Here is a 19,760-nt window from a genome sequence, read left to right on the forward strand (position 1 = left end):
GGCAGCGCGGCGTCCTGTTTAGTGCCGCGCGTCGCATCCTGTGTGCCGGCCAGGCGCTCAGGCCGGCAGCCGATCGAGCTGCGCGGTCAGCTTGTCCAACGTGGCCCGATATTCTGCCAGTCTTTTCTGCTCCTGCTCAACGACCGAAGCGGGTGCTTTCGCAACGAAACTCTCATTTCCGAGCTTCACATCGCATTTCGCCACTTCATTCGTCAGGCGGGCGATCTCTTTCGAGAGCCGCTCGCGTTCGGCTGCGACATCGATCTCGACCTTCAGCACGAGCTTGTCAGTTCCAACGATCGCAACCGGCGCGCCTGCCGACGCCGCATCGAGTGCAGCTTCGTCGGCGATGATCTGGACCTCGGACAGGCGCGCGAGCGCCTGCGCGTACGGCGCGAAGGTCGCGAGCCGCTCCGCGTTGCCGGTGGCCAGCAGCGGCACCTTCGTCGCGGGCGACAGGTTCATCTCGCCACGCAGATTCCGGCATGCGTCGATCACGGCCTTCAGGTCGGCGGCCCACTGTTCGGCGGCTTCGTCGATCTTCTTCGGTTCGGCGACGGGGTACGGCTGCACCATGATCGACGCCGCGCCAGCGGCCACGTCGCGCGGATACGCGTCGGTGAGCGGCGCAACCTTTTGCCAGAGCGCTTCCGTGATGAACGGAATCACCGGATGCGCGAGGCGCAACACCGTTTCCAGCACGCGCAACAGGGTGCGGCGCGTCGCGCGCTGCTGTTCGGGCGTACCGCTCTGGATCTGCACCTTAGCGAGTTCCAGATACCAGTCACAGTATTCGTCCCAGACAAACTTGTATAGGGCGTTGGCCACATTGTCGAAGCGGTAATCGGCGAAACCCTTCGCCACTTCCGCTTCAACGCGCTGCAGGCGCGAGACGATCCAGCGGTCGGCCTGCGAGAAGTGCGTGTAGCCGCCTGGGGCGCAATCCCCCGGCTCGCACGGGCCCGGCTTGGAGAAGCCGCAGTCGTGGCCTTCGCAGTTCATCAGCACGAAACGCGTGGCGTTCCACAGCTTGTTGCAGAAGTTGCGATAGCCTTCGCAGCGCGCGAGATCGAAGTTGACGTTGCGGCCGAGCGTGGCCATCGACGCCATCGTGAAGCGCAGCGCGTCCGTGCCGAACGCGGCGATGCCGTCCGGAAACTCCTTGCGCGTCTTCTTTTCGATGCTGGCGGCCTGCTTCGGATTCATGAGGCCCGTGGTGCGCTTGGCGACCAGCGCTTCGAGGTCGATGCCGTCGACGATATCGATCGGGTCGAGCGTATTGCCCTTGCTCTTCGACATCTTCTGGCCCTCGGCGTCGCGCACGAGGCCGTGCACGTACACCGTATCGAACGGCACCTTGCCGGTGAAGTGCGTGGTCATCATGACCATGCGCGCAACCCAGAAGAAGATGATGTCGAAGCCCGTCACGAGCACGGAGGAGGGCAGGAACGCCTTCAGTTCAGGGGTTTCTGCAGGCCAGCCGAGCGACGAGAACGGCACGAGCGCCGACGAGAACCACGTGTCGAGCACGTCTTCGTCGCGCTTGAGCGCGCCCTTGTAGCCCTTTGCCTCGGCCTGCGCGCGGGCCTCTTCCTCGGTCTTCGCGACGAAGATTTCGCCGTTTTCGCCGTACCACGCCGGGATCTGGTGGCCCCACCAGAGCTGGCGCGAGATGCACCAGTCCTGGATGTTCTCGAGCCACTGATAGTAGGTCGTGGTCCAGTTTTCCGGCACGAATTTGATCTGGCCGTTGCGCACGACGTCGAGCGCGGTTTCGGCAATCGACTTGCCCGGATTGAACGTGCCCTCCGGCGCGGGCTTGCTCATCGCCACGAACCATTGGTCGGTCAGCATCGGCTCGATGGCGACGCCCGTGCGGTCGCCGCGCGGCACCATCAGCTTGTGCGGCTGCACCGAGTCGAGCAGGCCGAGCGCCTCGAAGTCGGCGACGACCTGCTTGCGCGCCTCGAAGCGGTCGAGGCCGCGGTATTTTTCCGGCGCGTTGGCGTTGATCTTCGCGTCGAGCGTGAGGATCTCGATCATCGGCAGGCCGTGGCGCAGGCCCACCTGGTAGTCGTTGAAGTCGTGCGCGGGCGTGACTTTCACAACGCCCGTGCCGAATTCACGGTCGACGTAGTCGTCCGCGATGATGGGGATTTCGCGATCCGCGAGCGGCAGCTTCACGGTCTTGCCGATCAGGTGCGCGTAGCGCTCGTCCTCGGGATGAACCATCACGGCCGTATCGCCGAGCATGGTTTCCGGGCGCGTCGTCGCGACGGTCAGATGACCCGAGCCGTCCGAGAGCGGATAGCGCAGATGCCACAGATGCCCGTTTTCCTCTTCGCTTGCGACTTCGAGGTCGGAGACGGCCGTGAGCAGCACCGGATCCCAGTTCACGAGGCGCTTGCCGCGGTAGATCAGGCCCTGTTCATAGAGGCGCACGAAAACGTCGCGCACGGCGGCCGACATCTTGTCGTCCATCGTGAAGTATTCGCGCGACCAGTCGATCGATGCGCCAAGGCGCCGCACCTGGCCCGTGATCGTGGAGCCCGACTGCTGCTTCCATTCCCACACGCGTTCGACGAACTTCTCGCGGCCGAGATCGTGGCGCGAAACTTTCTGGGCGTCGAGCTGGCGTTCGACGACGATCTGCGTGGCGATGCCCGCGTGGTCGGTGCCGGGGACCCACAGCGTGTTGTCGCCGAGCATGCGGTGATAGCGCGTGAGGCCATCCATGATCGTCTGGTTGAACGCGTGCCCCATGTGCAGCGTGCCGGTAACGTTGGGCGGCGGCAACTGGATCGAGAAGTTGTTGCGGCCGGGCGTGAAGGTCGCGGCGGCGTAGCCGCGGCGCTCCCATTCGGGGCCCCATTGGGCCTCGATCGTCTGGGGCTCGAAGCTTTTCGCTAGCGTGCTGTCGCTCATGGGTGGGATCTGCCGAAAAAAGTATGCGGAAACCGTCGATTATAAGGGGTAGTTCGGTCCCCGCCGTGGCGCGGCCGGGCGGCGCACGGACCCAGGACGGCCGCGAGCGCCGATTTGCGCGCGGCGCGTGGGGCGGGTGCCGCGGCCCCGCCGCCCGCCGCTCTCGCCACACGCGGGATTTATAATGGCGCTCTGCCATCTTTCGGCGCGCCTATCGCGCGCGTCATCACTGCCTGCGCACCACATGCCCGATCTGCTCGCGAATCTGAACCCCGAACAACTTGCCGCCGTCACGTTGCCGAACGAACCGGCGCTCATCCTGGCCGGGGCCGGCAGCGGCAAGACGCGCGTGCTGATCACGCGCATCGCGTGGCTGATCCAGCAGGGGCTCGCGTCGCCCGCGACGATCCTCGGCGTGACCTTCACGAACAAGGCCGCGCGCGAAATGATGGGACGCCTCCAGGCGCTCTTGCCCATCGACACGCGCGGCATGTGGATCGGCACCTTCCACGGTCTGTGCAACCGCATGCTGCGCGCGCATTTCCGCGACGCGGGCCTGCCGCAGACATTCCAGATCCTCGACACGGCCGATCAGCTTTCGGCCATCAAGCGCCTGATGAAGGGTTTGAACGTCGATGACGAGAAATATCCGCCGAAGAACCTCCAGTACTTCATCAACAACGCGAAGGAACAGGGCCTGCGGCCGAAGGACGTGGACGTCACCGACAGCTTCAACCGCAAGTTCGTCGAACTCTACGAAGCCTACGACCAGCAGTGCCAGCGCGAAGGCGTGGTCGATTTCGCGGAACTCCTGCTGCGCTGCTACGAGCTGCTCGCGCACAATCCGCCGTTGCGCGCGCATTATCAGGCGCGCTTTCGCGACATCCTCGTGGACGAGTTCCAGGACACGAACAAGCTCCAGTACGCGTGGCTGAAACTGCTGGCGGGCGCGAACAACGCCATCTTCGCGGTGGGCGACGACGACCAGTCGATCTACGCGTTCCGCGGTGCGAACGTGGGCAACATGCGCGACTTCGAGAACGAATTCCGCGTGAAGCACATGATCAAGCTGGAGCAGAACTACCGCTCGCACGGCCATATCCTCGATGCCGCGAATCATCTGATTGCGCACAACGCGCGCCGCCTCGGCAAGAACCTGCGCACCGACGCGGGCCACGGCGAGCCGGTGCGCGTCTACGAGGCGGCGACCGATTCGCAGGAAGCGGGCTGGATCGTCGAGGAGATCCGCGCGCTCGTGAATCAGGGGCTCGCGCGCCACGAAGTTGCGGTGCTCTATCGCAGCAACGCGCAGTCGCGCACGATCGAGCACACGCTCGTGAACGCGGGCATCCCGTACAAGGTGTACGGCGGCCTGCGCTTTTTCGAGCGTCAGGAAGTGAAGCACGCGCTCGCGTATCTGCGCCTCATCGACAATCCGAACGACGACACCGCGTTTGCGCGTGTCGTGAACTTCCCGACGCGCGGCATCGGCGCACGTTCCATCGAACAGCTCGCGGATGCCGCGCGCCTCTATAACTGCTCGATGGCGGCGGCGATTCCCTACGTCACCGGCAAGGCCGGATCGAGCCTCGCGTCGTTCGCGAACCTGGTCGCGAAGATGCGCGCCGAGACGGCGCAATTGAGCCTGCCCGAAACCGTTGAATACACGGTGCGCATGAGCGGTCTCGCCGACTTCTATCAGAACGAGCGCGAAGGCCAGGACCGGCTGGAGAACCTGCAGGAACTTGTCAACGCGGCAACGGCGTTCGTGAGCGAAGAAGGCTACGGGCTCGATACGCCCGCGCGCTCGATCCCGTTGCGCCCGGGTGCTTCGTCGGCGCCGGAGATCGTGTCGCTCGACGGCGAAATCGAAGTGATCGATGCGCCCGCAATCACCGATCCCGCCCAGAATCCCGACGTCATGACGCCGCTCGCGGGCTTTCTCTCGCATGCATCGCTCGAAGCGGGCGACAACCAGGCGCAGGCAGGCCAGGACGCAGTGCAGTTGATGACCGTGCACGCGGCGAAGGGCCTCGAATTTACGGCCGTGTTCATCACCGGCCTCGAAGAAGGGCTGTTCCCGCACGAGAACAGCGCGATGGAAGCCGATGGCCTCGAAGAAGAGCGCCGCCTGATGTACGTTGCGATCACGCGCGCGAAGGAGCGGCTGTATCTGTCGTTCGCGCAAAGCCGTCTCTTGCACGGACAGACGCGCTATAACGTGCGCTCGCGCTTTTTCGACGAACTGCCGCAAGAGACGCTCAAGTGGCTCACGCCGAAGGTCGAGGCGGGCGCGCGCTGGGGCGGACGGTCAGACAACTCGGGCCGGGGCCGCGACTGGTTCGGGCGCTCGGGTGGAAACGGTGGTGGAAACAGCGGTGGCGGGAGCCGCGAGCGCGATGCCTACGTGCCGGACAAGGCGCCGCTGCCGTCGTTCGCCAACGAGCAACGTGCGGCCGAGACGGGCTTTCGCGTCGGCCAGCAGGTCTTCCACACGAAGTTCGGCGAAGGTACGATCACGGCGCTCGAAGGCAGCGGCACCGACGCGAAGGCGCAGGTCCGCTTCAAGCGCCACGGCGAGAAGTGGCTCGCGCTTGCAGTGGCGAAGCTGCAGCCGGTGGAATGACCCGGTGCTTCGGCCCGACTGAACCTCAACGAAAAATAGAAAGCGATGAATTCAACGAAGAACGCAACGTCGAACGCGACGAAGGATGCGGCCGTGCGTCCGCTGGGCGTGCTCGCCGCACTGCCCGAAGAACTGGGCGACCTCATCGCGGCGATGCAGGCCGAATCGGGCGTCGTCACGCGCACGCACGGCAAGCGCGACTATCACGTCGGCACCGTGCACGGCGTGCCCTGCGTCGTGACGCTCGCGCGTATCGGCAAGGTCGCGGCAGCGGCCACGACGAGCGCACTGATCCATGAGTTCGACGTCGAAGCCATCGTGTTTACGGGGGTCGCGGGCGGTGTCGGCGCGTCGGTGCATATCGGCGACATCGTGGTCGGCGACACGCTGCTTCAGCACGACATGAACGCCGAACCGCTCTTTCCGCGCTTCGAGATTCCGCTGCTCGGGCGGGCGCGCTTCGATGCCGACCGCGCGCTTTCGCAGGCGCTCGCCGATGCGTGCGAGCGTTTCGTGGAGCAAGAGGGCACGGCGCTTGCCACGCACTTCCGGACGGCGACGCCGCGCGTGCATCGCGGGCTCGTGATCAGCGGCGATCAATTCGTCGCGAGCGCGCAGGCGGTCGCTGCGTTGCGTGCGGCGCAGCCCGATGCGCTCGCGGTCGAAATGGAAGGTGCGGCCATTGCGCAGGTCTGCCACGAATACGGCGTGCCGTGCGCCGTGGTACGCACGATTTCGGACACCGCCGACGAACACGCGAGCACCTCGTTCGCGAGTTTTCTCACCGATATCGCGGGCACCTATTCCACGGGCATCCTCAAGCGCTTCCTCGTTGCGTACGCATCGACGTCGCGCTGAGGCGCCGAATCGCCAAAGCGCCGGAGAACCGGCGCTTTGGCCACATACCTGCAACGTAACGGCTACGCGCGTGCCACGGCCTCGCGGATCTGCTGCAGCGCCGACGCGTCTTCGATCGTCGGCAGATCGCCCGGATCGTGGCCCTCGGCGAGCGCGGCGATCGCGCGGCGCAGCAGTTTGCCCGAACGCGTCTTCGGCAGCGACCCGACGAAATGCACGCGTGCGGGCCGCCCGATGGCGCCGAGATGACGATCGACAGTCGACGCAATCGCCACTTCGAGCGTCTTTGCCGCGGCCGGATCGGCGCTCGCGCCCGCATCGCGCAGCACGACGAACGCAAGCGCCGCCTGGCCCTTCAACGCATCGTTCACGCCCACGACGGCAACTTCCGCGACCGCCGCATGCGAGGAAATCGCTTCCTCGATCTCGCGCGTGCCGAGCCGGTGGCCGGCGACGTTGATGACGTCGTCGGTGCGGCCGAGGATCGTCACGTAGCCTTTGTCGTCCTGCACGCCCCAGTCGAACGTCGAATAGACCTGCTCGCCAGGCACGCTCTCCCAGTACGTCTTCACGAAACGCGCGTCGTCGCCCCAGACCGTCTGCATGCAGCCCGGCGGCAGCGGATAGCCCAGCGTGATCACACCCTTTTCGCCGGTCGCGCACGGCTCGCCCGTGTGCTCGTTGCGCAGCGTGAGGTTGTAGCCGTAGACGGGCACGCCCGGCGAGCCGAGCTTTTGCGGCAGCACTTCGACGCCGCGCTGGATCGCGAGCATCGGCCAGCCGGTTTCGGTCTGCCAGTAGTTGTCGACCACGGGCTTGTCGAGCGCTTCCGAGATCCACTCGGCGGTCGGCTCGTCGAGCGGCTCGCCCGCGAGGAACAGCGTGCGCAGGCTCGACAGATCGGCGGCGCGCAACAGCGCCGGGTCCTGCTTCTTGAGCACGCGGATTGCAGTCGGCGCGGTGAACATGAGGTTCACGCGATGCTGCTCGACGAGACGCCACCAGATGCCGCCATCGGGGCGGATCGGCGTGCCTTCGTACATCACGGTCGTCATGCCCGCGAGGAGCGGCGCATAGATGATGTAGCTGTGCCCGACCACCCAGCCGATATCCGATGCGGTGAACATCGTGTCGCCCGCACGGCCTTCGAAGATGTATTCCATCGACGACGCCAGCGCCACGGCATAGCCGCCGACGTCGCGCTGCACGCCCTTGGGCTTGCCGGTCGTGCCCGAGGTGTAAAGGATGTACGACGGCTCGTTTGATTCGAGCCATTCGCACGGGACCTGCACGTCGTGGTACTGCTCGCGCAGCGGCTCGTAGTCGACGATATAGCTCGCCTTCAGACGCCCGGGCGCGAGTTGCCGGTCGATCAGCAGTACGCGCGATGGCGCGTGCTGGGCGCGTGACATCGCTTCGTCGACGAGCGGCGTGTAGTCGATCACCTTGCCGCCGCGCGCGCCCGCGTCGGCGCTGACGATCAGCACGGGCTTCGCATCGTCGATGCGCGCCGCGAGCGAGGGCGCGGCGAACCCGCCGAACACGACCGAATGGATCGCGCCGAGCCGCGCGCACGCAAGCACGGCGAACACCGCCTCGGGGATCATCGGCAGATAGATCAGCACGCGCTCGCCGCGCTTCACGCCGAGCGAGCGCATCACGGCGGCCATGCGGTTCACTTCGGCGTGGAGTTCGGCGTAGGTGTAGCGGCGCTCGATGCCGGTTTCGGTCGAAACATAGACGAGTGCATTTTGCTGCGCGCGCTCGGCGAGATGGCGATCCACCGCGTTGAAGCAGAGATTCGTGCGGCCACCGCAGAACCAGCGCGCGAAGGGCGGGTTCGAGCGGTCGAGCACGGCGTCGAATGGCGTCTCCCAATGGATGCGCGAGGCTTCGCGCCGCCAGAAGTTCTCGGGGTCGGCAATCGATTCGCGGTGAAAGTCGCGGTAGCTGCGCATGAAAACACTCCTTCGGGGGCGGTCGTCCTGGCTGGTTTTGTGGGTTTTTTCGCAGAATAGAGCAGTGCGGCTCAGGCGGGCAACGCGGGTTCTCCATGATGCACTGCACGGTTTTGGCGGTGTTGCGCCCGATCTTCGACGTGTGTTTCGCTGCGCCGACGCACGCGCGGCGCAGCGGCGGGCGGCGCGCGACCCTTATGCTGCGGTGCGTGCGGGCATGGCGGTGCAGTGCCGCCGATGCAGCCTTGTACCGATGTTTCGATGCCAGCCTTGAAACAGGCGCGATCCCGGACTGTGCCCTGTTTTGATCTGCATCAACGTTGAAGAGGGTGAAGGTTTTTTCGAATCCGGAACGTCCGGTCGGGACGGTGCGGCATGACCGGGCGCCTCCAGAATCAAACGGGGATTCGACGCGTTCAGACTTCGATCACGATACGTTGATAGAACCGCCCGAAGTAGAAGGTTTTGGCGACGATCTTGTCGCGATGCGATTCGGGCAGCCAGTGCTCGATCGGTTGCGTCCAGATATCGGGTGCGAACGGTTCGAGCACGCTCAATGGCACTTGCCAGAGATATTTGAGCGGATGCCAGCGCGAGCAAGGCGCGAAATCGACAATCACCAGCTTTCCGCCCGGTTTGATGACGCGTAGCGCTTCGTTGAGCGTGGCGGCACGCACGTCCTGCGGCATCTCGTGGAGCAGCATGAACAGCAGGCCACGGTCGTACGTGGCGTCCGGGATCTTGAGATCGGCGGAATTCATGCACAGGCCGCGCACCGGAGCCTTCGGATCCAGTTTGGCCTTCATGTTGCGCAACTGGCCTTCGACGATGTCGACCACGTCGAGCCGGCCGCCCGCCGCTGAAAGTTGTGCGGCGAGGCGTTGCGTCAGGTCGCCGTAAGCGCAGCCGATCTGGATGGTTGCGCCGCGGAGTTTGACGCCCAGCGCTTCGAGCGCAGCGTTACCCAGATTCCGGTACCAGCCCCAGAGGATCAGATTCACCAGCCATGGCCGCTCGAATAATCGAATCGCCCACGGCTTGATGTAAAAGTACGAATACACGCGACGGAGATATTCAGGGATCGGTATGCCGTAATCGGAAATGCCGTCGCTGGTCGTCGGAATGCTGTCCGGGCGGAGATCGTCGCTGTCTAAAACCAGGCCTCCATGATCGGTGGCTGGATGTTTCGCGACGCTGGCTTCAATGAGAGCAGGAGCATTGTCCAGGTTTTCAATCATGGCGTGATATCGAAAAGCATTACTAAGCGCATGCGATCGCGGATGCGATCGTGTCTGGCGACTCTGTAAAGCTGAAGAACCACTACCGGCAGGTGTGACGGCCCTGCGCGAGCTGTTTGCTCCGGGAAGTTTATGCAATTGGACCGTCGCATAATCGCCCGTCCGGTCACTTCCAGTCTGTTCCACACAGGCCCGCGTACCAATGATCTGCATCAATCGAGGGCGGCTGATGCGATGTGAATAGACCTGAATCAAATCCTGTGATCAATGTTGCGGTTCGGGAAATCGACGCATATGACTCACATCGCTCAAGTCCCGGGCTTCACCACCACCGTACAGGTCGTGCCCGCCGCGAGGACCATGTCGTCGGGCACCTTGTCGATATGCACGCGCACCGGCACGCGTTGCGCGAGGCGTACCCAGTTGAACGTCGGGTTCACATCGGCGAGCAATTCGCGGCTCTGAGGATTGTCGCGGTCGTAGATGCCGCGCGAGATGCTTTCGACGTGGCCTTCCAGCGTGCCGCCGCTCATCAGCTTGATCTCGGCCTTGTTGCCCACCTTCACGTGCGGCAGCTTGGTTTCCTCGAAGTAGCCGTAGACCCAGAACGAGTGGCTGTCCACCACCGCAAGCTTCGCCTGGCCGGCAATCGCATAGTCGCCCTTGAACACCTGAAGGTTCGTCACGTAACCGTCGACCGGCGAAATCACGCGCGTACGCTGAAGATTGAGCTTCGCGGCGTCGAGCGCGGCGAGCGCTTCCTCGTACTGCGCCTGCGCGGCGTTCGCGGTGTGCGACGCGTTTTCGCGGTTTTCCTTCGAGACGACGAGGTTGTCCATATCGGCGCGGCGCTTCGCATCGTCCTCGCGCATCGTCAGTTCCGACTTGCGCGCGGCGACAGCCGCCTGCGCCTGCTCCACGGCGATCGCGTAGTGCGACGGGTCGATCTGCATCAGCAGGTCGCCCTTGTGGACGAACTGGTTGTCGGCGACGGGCAGTTCGACCACGGCGCCCGAGACGTCGGGGGCGATGTTGACCACTTCGGCGCGCACGCGGCCATCGCGGGTCCACGGCTCGTCCATGTAGTGGACCCACAGCACGCGCCCGACCAGCAGTGCGACGGCGAAGATGATCGCGGTCGCGATAAAGCCCATGATGTTTCGGATAGTCATGATTGAACGGTTCAACGATAGACGGCGAGGCCGAGCGCGCAGCACACGACGACCAGCAGGCTCACGCGAAAGAGGGAGGGGTGCCAGACGATCCGGTAGAGACCGGCGCGCGCCAGCATGGAATCGAGCACCCAGGTGATCGCCGAGCCGAGGATGAACAAGAGGACGATCGCCGGAATGTAGGCGTCGAGAAAAGCCACGTCACGCGGCATGGTTGACTCCTTGCGATGAACCGGCGTGCCCCGCCGGTGCCGCATGGTGCGGAAGCGGCGATTGCGGATCGATGAGCGCGGTGCGGATGAAATGCAGATGGCTCAGGATGCGCTGCAACTGATGGCGTTCTTCGCGCGGCGGCTCGAAGCTGTCGAGCACGGCCTGGCCCGCGGCGCTGGCTGCGTCGGTGGCGGCCAGCGCCTGCGCATGGCGATGCGTTCCCGGGCGCGCGAACAGCGCGCTCAACGCGCCGAGCATCGCGCGGATCGCTGCGCGCCACGCAGTGCCCGCCGCATAGCGCGGATGCGCGGGCAGCGTGGCGAGTTCGTGGCGCAGGTCGATCACGGCGTTGCCCACTTCGAGCACCGAAAAGAGCCAGCGCAACGTGTCGCGTTTCAGGGTGTCGTCGGCGCCGACGAGCGCCTGGATCTGGAACATCAGATCGCGTGCGCCGCTCTCGAAGCGGTTGCGCAGGCCGAAGAGGCGCGTGCGGCACGCATGCGCGACCTGTCCGCGCAGGTCGGCGAGAAGACGGTTGCGCAGCCACGGCGTGGAGGGCGGCAGGAACACGGCGAATGCGGCAGCCGACACCGCCATCGACGCGACAAGCGCGATGGCGTCGTTGATATAGCGGCCCGGGTTGTACTGGATCACGTTGTCCGGTCCCGCGAGGAAACACAGGAAGATGCAGTAGCCCACGCCGTAGCCCGCGTATTTCGGGCGCGTCGTGAGGAACACGCCGAACGCGAGCGCGGGTGCGAGCACGGCGGCAAGCAGCGCAAAGCCGTCGATGTGCGGAAACACGCCGAATGTGAGGACCATGCCGACGAGCGATGCGAGCGCCGCGCCCACGGCCATCTGGCGCGCGGTGCGCGACGGGAACGGCGACGACGACGCGAGCGCGCAGATCGCTGCCGCATTGAGCACCAGGTTCGGGCCGCTCGGCCAGGCCGTGGCGATCCAGAATGCGCCGAGCAGCGACATCGCGACTGCCGCGCGCAGGCCCGCGACGCCCGCCGCGATCCAGTTCGTCTTCGGCACGTAGCGCGCGAGCCAGTTCTCGCGCACGTGCGTATCGACGGCAAGCGACGCGTAGGTCGCCGTGTACTCGGTCATCTCGTGAATGAAGCGATAGAGCAGTTCGGTCGCCGTATCGAAGTCGAGCAGGTTTGCCGCGCCGTGCGCTTCGAGTTCGGCACGCGTGGCGCGCACGCGCTTCGGCAGCGTTGCGCGCCAGGCTTCGAGCTGCTGCGAGACGTGAGCGGCATCGGCGGCGGTGAGCACCGGTTCGCCGCACTTCGCGAAGAGCGACGCGATTTCGCGGAAGTACGGTTCGAGCGCTTCGACGCTTGCCGAAGCTGCTTCGCCGCGCAGCCGGTTCATCAACTGATGCAGTGCGTGAAAGCGCGTGGAAGCCGTCATGAATTCGCTGTTCAGGCGCGCTAACCGGCCGCTTTTCATGCGCGAATCCGGCGACTCGAAGATGGCGCTGGTGCGGGCGGCCTCGAAACCGACGACGTCAGCCACGAAGCGCGCGTTGGCCGCTTCGATCTGCGCGCGTTCGGTGCGTCCCGAGAGTGCCGCCGACACATGGTCGACGAACGCCGAGAAGCGCTGGCGCACGGTCGAGCGCAACTGATTGCCGGTGTATTGCGGAAACACGACTGCGCTGACGATGCCCGAGCACACGATGCCGAGCGAGATCTCGGCGACGCGCGTGAGCGCGGACATAAACGCGCCGTCGGGATGCTGCGAGGCCGGAATGCCGATGAGCGCGGCGGTGTAGCCCGCGAGCACGAAGCCGTATGAGCGGAAGTGGCGGTTGCGCGCGGCACCGGCGGTGCAGATGCCGACCCAGAGCGCCGTCGAGAGGATGAACAGCTCGGGCTGCTGGGCGAACAGGCCGATCAGCGCGAGCATCACGACGAGGCCGATCAGCGTTCCGCCGATCCGGTAAAAGCTCTTTGCGAACACCATGCCGCTTTGCGGCTGCATTACGATGAACACGGTGGTCATGGCGGTGCGCGGCTGCGGCAGATCGAGCTTCATGGCGATGCCGAGCGCGAGCAGCGCTGCGGCGATCGCCTTGAAGAGATAGATCCAGACGAGGCCATCGGTGCGCGCCCAGTCGGCGAGGGCTGCGATCAGCCGCCCGGAGCCGGATGAGGCGGAGGAGGACGCTTGCATGGGCGCTGCCTTACTCGTCGCGCTGAATCGCGCGATCCGTGTTATCTGCGCGATCTGCGCGATTCGCGGGCGCAAGCAGCGCGGCGGGCGCGAGCGGCACCGTGCGCGTCGACTTGCCGTGCGCGGGCAATTGATCGGCGTCGGCCGGTCCGCTCGCCGGATCGATTGCGCCACCGCCGAGCGCCGCCACCAGCGTTGCGTGCGCAACAAGGCGTTCGGCCGCAACGCGCGCGACGCTTTCTTGCGCGCGCAACAATTGGGTCTGCGCGATCAGCACGTTCAGATAGTCGGTGAGACCGCGGCGATAGCTTTCCGTGGCGAGATCGAAATTGCGCTGCGCGGCGTCGACCGAGCGATGCGCGTCGTCTTCCTGGGTCGCGAGCGAGCGCATGCGCACGACCTCGTCGGCGATTTCCTTGAGCGCGGTGACGATGGTCTGGTTGTACTGGTCGACGGCGATGTCGTAAGCTGCCGATTGCGCGCCGAGCTGCGCGCGCAGCCGTCCGCCGTCGAAGATCGGCAGCGAGAGCGCGGGGCCGCCTGCCCAACTGCCGCTCATCGACTTCAGAAACTGGAACAGCGGGCCTGCGGCAGCATAGCCGCCCATCGAGACGAGCAGGTTTACGTTCGGATAGAACGCCGCCTTGGCGACGTCGATGCCGCGCGCCTGCGCGGCCACGGTCCAGCGCGCCGCGACGATATCCGGGCGATGGCCGATCAGCTCGGCGGGCAGCGTCGAGGGCAGGCCCGCAGGCGTTGCGAGCGAAAGGGCGGGCCGCGTGATCGACTCGCCCGCGCCGGGTCCCTTGCCCGCGAGTGCGGCAAGCTGGTTCTTGCCGAGCGCGATGGCTTCTTCGACCGCATCCACCTGGCGTTCGTACTCGGGCAGCGGCGTTTGCGACTGGCTCACTTCGAGCTGCGTGCCGATGCCGCCCGCCAGGCGCTTTTGCGCGAGCGTGAGAATTTTCTGCTGTTCGCCGAGCGTTTGCTTCGCGATGTCGAGCAGCGCGTAGTTCAACGAAAGGTCGATGTACGCGCGCGTGACGTTGGCTTCGAGTTCTAGCTGGGCGGCGCGCGCATCGGCGGCGCTCGCATGCGCGAGATCGAGCGCGCGCTCCGAGCTGTTCCTGTCCTGGCCCCACAGGTCGAGGTGATACGAGAGGCCGAGCGCCGCCGTGTTGTTCCAGGTATTCGCGCCCGCGAGCGGGCCGGGGCCGTAGTAGACGTTGTCGGCCCATTGCTGACGCTGGACCGACATGTTGCCGTTGATCTGCGGCAGCAGCCCCGCAGCGGCGACGCTCGCCATCGAGCGCGCTTCGCGCACGCGCGCCTGCGCGGCGCTGAGCGACGGATTGCCCGCGATGGCTGCGTCGATCCAGGCGTCGAGCTGCGGATCGCGATAGCTGCGCCACCAGTCGCTGGCGGGCCACTGCGCATCGGCATTGGCCGCCCGGATCGCCGATCCGGCATCGAGTTGCACCGCATCGACCCGCTTCGATTGCGGTGCGATATCCCCGGTACTGGCGCAACCCGCGATTATTGAAGAGAACGTAAGAACCGTGAGTGCGACGAGTCCTTTCGATACCGGGGGCTGCACAATTTACTCCTCATCCTGACTATAGAACAGTGCTCGTCATTATATTTTTTGATCTATTGCCGAATAAGCCGTAAGGATGCAAGGTATCCTTACGCAATCTTATACAATTGATTTTTCAATTTATGTAACAATCCTTCCGTTAGAAAAAGGGTGGAAATGGATACGCTGCAGAACATGCGCGTTTTTGTACGGGTGGTCGAGGCGGGGAGCTTCACCGGTGCCGCGCAATACCTCAATACGACAACGGCCTACGCTTCGCGCGCGGTGTCGGATCTGGAGGCGCATCTACGCACGCGCCTGTTGAACCGCACGACGCGCCGCATCGCGCTGACCGAGGCCGGAGAGCGCTATCTGCAGCGCTGCGAGCAGATCCTCGCGTACGTCGACCAGGCGGAAGCGGAAGCGGGCGACGCGCACGCGCGGCCCTCGGGCAAACTGAAGATCCACGCGATGACGAGCTTCGGCCAGCACTACGTCGTGCCGGCGGTGGGCGCGTATCAGCAGCTTTATCCTGATGTGAACGTCGAACTCACGCTCGCGCAGCGCATGCCCGATCTGCTCGACGAGGGCTACGACGTTGCGCTCGTGCTGGCGGCGGCCGATCTGCCGGATTCGGGTTTCGTGTCCCAACGCATCGCGAGCGCGTTCAGCATTGCGTGCGCGTCGCCCGCGTATCTCGAGCGCCACGGCGTGCCGCAACGGCCCACCGATCTCGCCCAGCACACCTGCCTTCCGGTCGTGACGCCGGTGTTTCCCCTGTCGCAATGGCAGTTCAGCGGCCCCGACGGCGAACAGACCATCAACCTCCCCACGCCCGTGTTCCAGGTCAATGTCGCCGAGGCGATGGCGGTGGCGGTGCGCGAAGGCATGGGCATCGGCCTGCTGCCGATCTATTCGGCCATCAGCGGGCTGCGCAGCGGCGAACTCGTGTGGATCCTGCCCGAATACAAGTCGCAGGAGATGAACGTGTATGCGATGTATCCGTCGCGACAGTATCTCGACGCGAAGATCCGCACGTGGGTGGAACTGCTGCGCGAGAAACTGCCCGCGACGCTCGCGAACGATCAGGCTGAACTACGCAAGTTCGCGCGTACCTGAATGCTTACCGGAGCACGTAGGTAAGCGCCTGCATGAGCGCCTGCGTGAGCGCGTTTATGCGGCCTTTCCGGGCCGCGCGTTGTGACAGGCTGTTACAGGTGCAGCCGATCGCAACACTTCCTTACTCCCGGGCGCACGGTGCTTTGCTAAGGTGGCGGAAAGGTTTTTTCGCCACCATTTCAATCGCCATCGCCCGAGGATTTCCATGAATACGCATCTGCTAATCGGTATCGCCGTGATGATGGGCCTGATCGGCATCGGCGCATCGCGCGACTTGCTGCGCATGCGCCGCGCGCAGCTTGCACCGGTGACGCTGCGCGCGCGGCGCGACGGCGATTCGCAGGATCGGTCGTAAGGCTTGCGCCAAGCGTTCCAAAAGTCAGATTTCTACGATCTTGTCCCACGCGAATGCGGGGTTTTCCGGCAGCCCGGTGCGGCGGCTGCGATAGCCGCGCGGATTGCACACGACGCGTGTGCCATGGGTCGTGTAATCGAAGCACGTGTGCGTGTGGCCATGCACCCATAGCGCGACGGGCGTGCGCACGAGCGCGTCGAGGTCGCTGACAAAACCCGCAGACACCGGATCGTCCACGTAGCGCGCCGCAAGGCTCTGCCGATGCGGCGCGTGATGCGTGACGACAATCGTCTTGCCCGCGAACGGCTTTGCCAGTTCCGCTTCGAGCCAGGCGCGCGCGTGCGCGTGCAGCGCGAGCGAATCTTGCGGCGTGAAATCGCGCGCCATCGCGCCCGTGCTCGCCGGCCACGAAACCTGGATCAATCCGCGAAAGTCGAGCATCACGCGTTCGGCGGCAGCGATGGCGTTCGCGCGCGTCGCATCGTCGGCGCCGAAGAGCGCGAAATCCGCCCACAGCGTCGTGCCGAGCACGCGCCAGCGGCCCGCCGGATCCGTGAGCACCGCATTGTTCAGGAAGTGCACGTTGTCGAGCGTCGAGGCCGCGTCGCGCATCGCCGTCTCCAGCGCGCCGAATTCGCCGTCGTAATACTCGTGGTTGCCCGGCACATAGATCACCGGCACCTGCGGATCGAACGTTTCCGCCGCCCAGCGCAAACCGAGCGCGTGATTGTGAATGTCGCCCGCGAGCACGACGAGATCGGCCTGCGCGTGCGGGATCGTGTCGGGCTCGTCGTGTTCCAGATGCAGGTCGGACAGCACGCGGATCTTCACGGTTTCGTCTCCTCTTGTGCGCGCGCTCAGCGCACCACTTTGCCCGGATTCATGAGATTCAATGGATCGAGCGCCGCTTTGAGCGCACGCATGAGCTTCAGTTCGACTGCGCTCTTGTAATGCGCGGCCTCGTCGAGCTTCAGTTGCCCGAGGCCGTGTTCGGCGCTGATCGTGCCGCGATGGCGCGCCACGTTGTCGTAGACGATGCGGTTCAAGGTCTTTTCGTTGTCGGCGAGAAAACGCTTCGGATCGCCGCCTTCGGGCGCCTGTACGTTGTAGTGCAGGTTGCCGTCGCCGAGATGGCCGAATGTCACCATGCGCGCGCCCGGCACGACCCGCGCGATGTCGGCGTCGGTCTCCTCGATGAACTGGCCGATGCGCGAGATCGGCACGCCGATGTCGTGCTTCACGTTCAAGCCTTCCTGCGCCTGGGCGAGCGGAATATGCTCGCGCAGATTCCAGAACGCAAGTGACTGCGCGAGGCTTTCGGCGACCACGGCGTCTTCCACGACACCGTGTTCCAGCGCGGCCTCCATGAGCCGTTCGAAGAGTGCGCGCGCATGTGCCTCGCTCTCGTTATCGGAGAGTTCGAGCAGCACGACCTGCGCGTGGCGCGACTGGAACGGATAGCGCAGCTGCGGGAAATGGCGCCCGACGAGCTGCAGGCAGAAGTCCGACATCAGTTCGAAGCCTGTCAGAAGCGGCCCGGCGTAGCGCTGCGCGAGCGCGAGGAAATCGAGCGCGGCGTGGGCGGAGCCGAGCGCGGCAAGCGCCGTGACGCGTGCAGCGGGCAGCGGATGCAGCTTCATCACGGCGGCCGTGATCACACCGAGCGTGCCTTCGGCTCCGATGTACAGATCGCGCAGATCGTAGCCCGTGTTGTCTTTGCGCAGGCCGCGCAGGCCGTCCCAGATTTCGCCTTCAGGCGTGACGACTTCGAGCCCGAGGCACAGCTCGCGCGTGTTGCCGTAGCGCAGGACGCCGGTGCCGCCCGCGTTCGTCGACAGGTTGCCGCCGATCGTGCAGCTGCCCTCGGCCGCGAGCGAAAGCGGGAACAGACGCCCGGCTTCGTCCGCGCGCGCCTGGACCTCGGCGAGGATCACGCCGGCTTCGACGGTGATGGTGTTGTTGTGCGGATCGATCTCGCGTACGCGGTTCAGGCGCCGCAGGCTCAGTACGGCCTGCTGGCCGGATGCGTCGGGCGTTGCGCCGCCCGCGAGGCCCGTATTGCCGCCTTGCGGCACGAGTGCGACGCGGTGGGCGTGCGCGAGCTTGACGAGGGCGGCGACTTCGCGGGTATCGGCCGGGCACAGCACGGCGCGCGCGGCGCCCCGATAGCGGCGGCGCCAGTCGGCGAGGTAGGGCGCGGCGTCGTGGGTGCCGGTCAGGACGTGCTGGGCGCCGATGGCGGCGGCGCACGCGTCGAGGAAGGCAGAGGAAGTATCGAGGTTGGCCTGGCTCATGATGTTCGGGCTGTCCGCGTGCGCATGTAGGTTTGATCGCGGCGCTGGTTGATTCTGCAGAGGCTTCAGTGTGACACGCCAGCCGCGCGCCGTCGCGGTGCGGCGCGCGAGCGCCCGGATCGGGCGCTATGCGTGCCGCCCTGGCCGCTGCCGCGGCAACCGGCCCGATCGCGTGAATTCACGCCGCGTCGCGCTTGCCGCGCCGGGCCGCCCGCTTGAACGGCGCGACGTAGACGAGCGCACAGACAAAGAAGCCGAGCGTGAGCGCGACCTCAATCCAGGCCATGAGGTTGGCGGGCGCGGGATCGGTCATGCCGCGCACGATGCCCTCGGCGAAGTAGAGCAGCACGAGCATCGACGCCCACTGCAGCGTATACACGCGGCGCCGCAGCACGCCGGGCAGTGCGATTGCGAGCGGAAGCACCTTCAGCACGAGCGCGCTGCCGCCCGGCCGCAGCGGCGCGAGCCGCCATTCCCAGGCGAGGCAAAGCATGACGAGCGCAACGAGCGTGACGCTGGCGCCGAGCGCGGCGATGCGGCTCATGGCGCTTTGGCCGGGCGCATTCGCGCTGTTGTTCGCGCGGTTGTTCGTGTTGCGGTTCGCGCTGTCGTTCACGTTGTTGTGCCCGTTCATGGCCGCTCGCTCAGTGCCGTCGCCGCCCGCGCGAGCCGTGCGCCGAGCGCGATCGCGAGCGTTTTTTCGTCCGTCGAAAGGCCGTGGGTGCCCACGCGCGCGTGATGCGATGCGCCGTACGGCGTGCCGCCGCTTTGAGTCGTGTTGAGCAGGCTTTCGGTATAGGGAATGCCGAGGAGCAGCATGCCGTGATGCAGCAGTGGCAGCATCATCGAAAGCAGCGTGGTTTCCTGGCCGCCGTGGAGACTTGCCGTCGACGTGAACACGCACGCCGGTTTGCCCGAGAGCGCCCCGGAGAGCCACTGCGGCGCGGTGCCGTCGAGGAAATATTTGAGCGGTGCGGCCATGTTGCCGAAGCGTGTCGGCGAGCCGAGTGCGAGCGCCGCGCATTCTTCGAGGTCGCGCGGCTCGGCATAGGGCGGGCCGTCGTCGGGAATGTCCGGCCGGGTGGCCTCGCACACTGTGGAGACGGGCGGCACGGTTCGCAGGCGGGCCTCGGCGCCGGGGACGCTGTCGATGCCCTGGGCAATCGCGCGCGCGAGTTCCAGGGTCGCACCATGCCGGCTGTAGTAAAGCACAAGGATCGGTTTCATAGGCCTCGTCGG

At 65.5% G+C, this 19,760-nt stretch carries 15 protein-coding genes; 4 read left to right on the top strand and 11 right to left on the bottom strand.

Annotation, left to right across the window (positions count from 1 at the left end; genetic code table 11):
- Positions 1–57: 57 nt before the first annotated feature.
- On the bottom strand, positions 58–2,925 hold the full coding sequence (locus tag ACFPTO_RS00220; RefSeq protein ID WP_377708569.1) for a valine--tRNA ligase: 2,868 nt from the start codon (positions 2,923–2,925) through the stop codon (positions 58–60).
- Positions 2,926–3,169: 244 nt separating this feature from the next.
- Between ACFPTO_RS00220 and ACFPTO_RS00225 the strand changes: the two genes are divergently transcribed.
- The gene (locus ACFPTO_RS00225; protein ID WP_377708571.1) at positions 3,170–5,551 is read left to right on the top strand and encodes a UvrD-helicase domain-containing protein; all 2,382 of its coding nucleotides are present in this window, start codon (positions 3,170–3,172) and stop codon (positions 5,549–5,551) included.
- Positions 5,552–5,596: 45 nt separating this feature from the next.
- Positions 5,597–6,409: a 5'-methylthioadenosine/adenosylhomocysteine nucleosidase gene (locus ACFPTO_RS00230; RefSeq protein ID WP_377708573.1), complete on the top strand. Its 813-nt coding sequence runs from the start codon at positions 5,597–5,599 to the stop codon at positions 6,407–6,409.
- Between the two features lie 62 nt (positions 6,410–6,471).
- Here the strand turns inward: ACFPTO_RS00230 and ACFPTO_RS00235 are convergent, their stop codons facing one another.
- The 6 genes from ACFPTO_RS00235 to ACFPTO_RS00260 all read right to left on the bottom strand — a co-directional run bounded on the left by ACFPTO_RS00235 (position 6,472) and on the right by ACFPTO_RS00260 (position 14,774).
- The gene (locus ACFPTO_RS00235; protein WP_377708607.1) at positions 6,472–8,442 is read right to left on the bottom strand and encodes a propionate--CoA ligase; all 1,971 of its coding nucleotides are present in this window, start codon (positions 8,440–8,442) and stop codon (positions 6,472–6,474) included.
- 341 nt (positions 8,443–8,783) lie between these two features.
- On the bottom strand, positions 8,784–9,860 hold the full coding sequence (rquA, locus tag ACFPTO_RS00240) for a rhodoquinone biosynthesis methyltransferase RquA (RefSeq protein WP_377708574.1): 1,077 nt from the start codon (positions 9,858–9,860) through the stop codon (positions 8,784–8,786).
- A 53-nt stretch (positions 9,861–9,913) separates the two neighbouring features.
- Complete coding sequence (locus ACFPTO_RS00245; RefSeq protein ID WP_377708576.1) at positions 9,914–10,777, bottom strand: efflux RND transporter periplasmic adaptor subunit; 864 nt, start codon at positions 10,775–10,777, stop codon at positions 9,914–9,916.
- An 11-nt stretch (positions 10,778–10,788) separates the two neighbouring features.
- Positions 10,789–10,989 (bottom strand): DUF1656 domain-containing protein, encoded by a 201-nt coding sequence (locus ACFPTO_RS00250; protein WP_293040053.1) that lies wholly within the window; start codon positions 10,987–10,989, stop codon positions 10,789–10,791.
- Positions 10,979–13,177 (bottom strand): FUSC family protein, encoded by a 2,199-nt coding sequence (locus ACFPTO_RS00255; RefSeq protein WP_377708579.1) that lies wholly within the window; start codon positions 13,175–13,177, stop codon positions 10,979–10,981. Before ACFPTO_RS00255 ends, ACFPTO_RS00250 begins: the two co-directional genes overlap by 11 nt.
- A 10-nt stretch (positions 13,178–13,187) precedes the next feature.
- Complete coding sequence (locus ACFPTO_RS00260) at positions 13,188–14,774, bottom strand: efflux transporter outer membrane subunit (protein ID WP_377708581.1); 1,587 nt, start codon at positions 14,772–14,774, stop codon at positions 13,188–13,190.
- A gap of 156 nt (positions 14,775–14,930) precedes the next feature.
- On the opposite strand from ACFPTO_RS00260, the gene ACFPTO_RS00265 reads away from it, so the two are divergent.
- Both ACFPTO_RS00265 and ACFPTO_RS00270 read left to right on the top strand, forming a co-directional pair.
- Entirely contained in the window at positions 14,931–15,872 is a 942-nt protein-coding gene (locus ACFPTO_RS00265; RefSeq protein ID WP_377708583.1) for a LysR family transcriptional regulator, read from the top strand.
- A gap of 205 nt (positions 15,873–16,077) precedes the next feature.
- Positions 16,078–16,227, top strand: a complete 150-nt coding sequence (locus tag ACFPTO_RS00270; RefSeq protein WP_377708584.1) for a hypothetical protein — start codon at positions 16,078–16,080, stop codon at positions 16,225–16,227.
- 24 nt (positions 16,228–16,251) lie between these two features.
- Here ACFPTO_RS00270 and ACFPTO_RS00275 read toward each other — a convergent pair whose 3' ends face one another.
- The 4 genes from ACFPTO_RS00275 to wrbA form a co-directional block, all read right to left on the bottom strand.
- A complete protein-coding gene (locus ACFPTO_RS00275) occupies positions 16,252–17,058 on the bottom strand; it encodes a metallophosphoesterase (protein ID WP_377708586.1) in 807 nt (268 codons plus the stop codon).
- Between the two features lie 26 nt (positions 17,059–17,084).
- Positions 17,085–18,521: an FAD-binding oxidoreductase gene (locus tag ACFPTO_RS00280; protein WP_377708588.1), complete on the bottom strand. Its 1,437-nt coding sequence runs from the start codon at positions 18,519–18,521 to the stop codon at positions 17,085–17,087.
- Positions 18,522–18,699: 178 nt separating this feature from the next.
- Positions 18,700–19,065 carry a DUF2069 domain-containing protein gene (locus ACFPTO_RS00285; protein WP_377708609.1) on the bottom strand — a complete coding sequence of 122 codons (366 nt, stop codon included), beginning with the start codon at positions 19,063–19,065 and terminating at the stop codon, positions 18,700–18,702.
- 86 nt (positions 19,066–19,151) lie between these two features.
- Entirely contained in the window at positions 19,152–19,748 is a 597-nt protein-coding gene (gene wrbA / locus ACFPTO_RS00290) for an NAD(P)H:quinone oxidoreductase (RefSeq protein ID WP_377708589.1), read from the bottom strand.
- Between the last annotated feature and the right edge of the window lie 12 nt (positions 19,749–19,760).

Origin of the sequence: Paraburkholderia denitrificans, assembly GCF_042655705.1 — a bacterium.
GTDB classification, from domain to species: domain Bacteria; phylum Pseudomonadota; class Gammaproteobacteria; order Burkholderiales; family Burkholderiaceae; genus Paraburkholderia; species Paraburkholderia denitrificans.

Bases quoted from the DNA above. Each gene is read 5' to 3' on its own strand.
- ACFPTO_RS00225 (WP_377708571.1), top strand. From the start codon at position 3,170: ATGCCCGATCTGCTCGCGAATCTGAACCCCGAACAACTTGCCGCCGTC.
- wrbA (WP_377708589.1), bottom strand. From the start codon at position 19,748: ATGAAACCGATCCTTGTGCTTTACTACAGCCGGCATGGTGCGACCCTG.
- ACFPTO_RS00270 (WP_377708584.1), top strand. From the start codon at position 16,078: ATGAATACGCATCTGCTAATCGGTATCGCCGTGATGATGGGCCTGATC.
- ACFPTO_RS00245 (WP_377708576.1), bottom strand. From the start codon at position 10,777: ATGACTATCCGAAACATCATGGGCTTTATCGCGACCGCGATCATCTTC.
- ACFPTO_RS00285 (WP_377708609.1), bottom strand. From the start codon at position 19,065: ATGAGCCGCATCGCCGCGCTCGGCGCCAGCGTCACGCTCGTTGCGCTC.
- ACFPTO_RS00230 (WP_377708573.1), top strand. From the start codon at position 5,597: ATGAATTCAACGAAGAACGCAACGTCGAACGCGACGAAGGATGCGGCC.
- ACFPTO_RS00250 (WP_293040053.1), bottom strand. From the start codon at position 10,989: ATGCCGCGTGACGTGGCTTTTCTCGACGCCTACATTCCGGCGATCGTC.
- ACFPTO_RS00220 (WP_377708569.1), bottom strand. From the start codon at position 2,925: ATGAGCGACAGCACGCTAGCGAAAAGCTTCGAGCCCCAGACGATCGAG.
- ACFPTO_RS00280 (WP_377708588.1), bottom strand. From the start codon at position 18,521: ATGAGCCAGGCCAACCTCGATACTTCCTCTGCCTTCCTCGACGCGTGC.
- ACFPTO_RS00255 (WP_377708579.1), bottom strand. From the start codon at position 13,177: ATGCAAGCGTCCTCCTCCGCCTCATCCGGCTCCGGGCGGCTGATCGCA.
- ACFPTO_RS00265 (WP_377708583.1), top strand. From the start codon at position 14,931: ATGGATACGCTGCAGAACATGCGCGTTTTTGTACGGGTGGTCGAGGCG.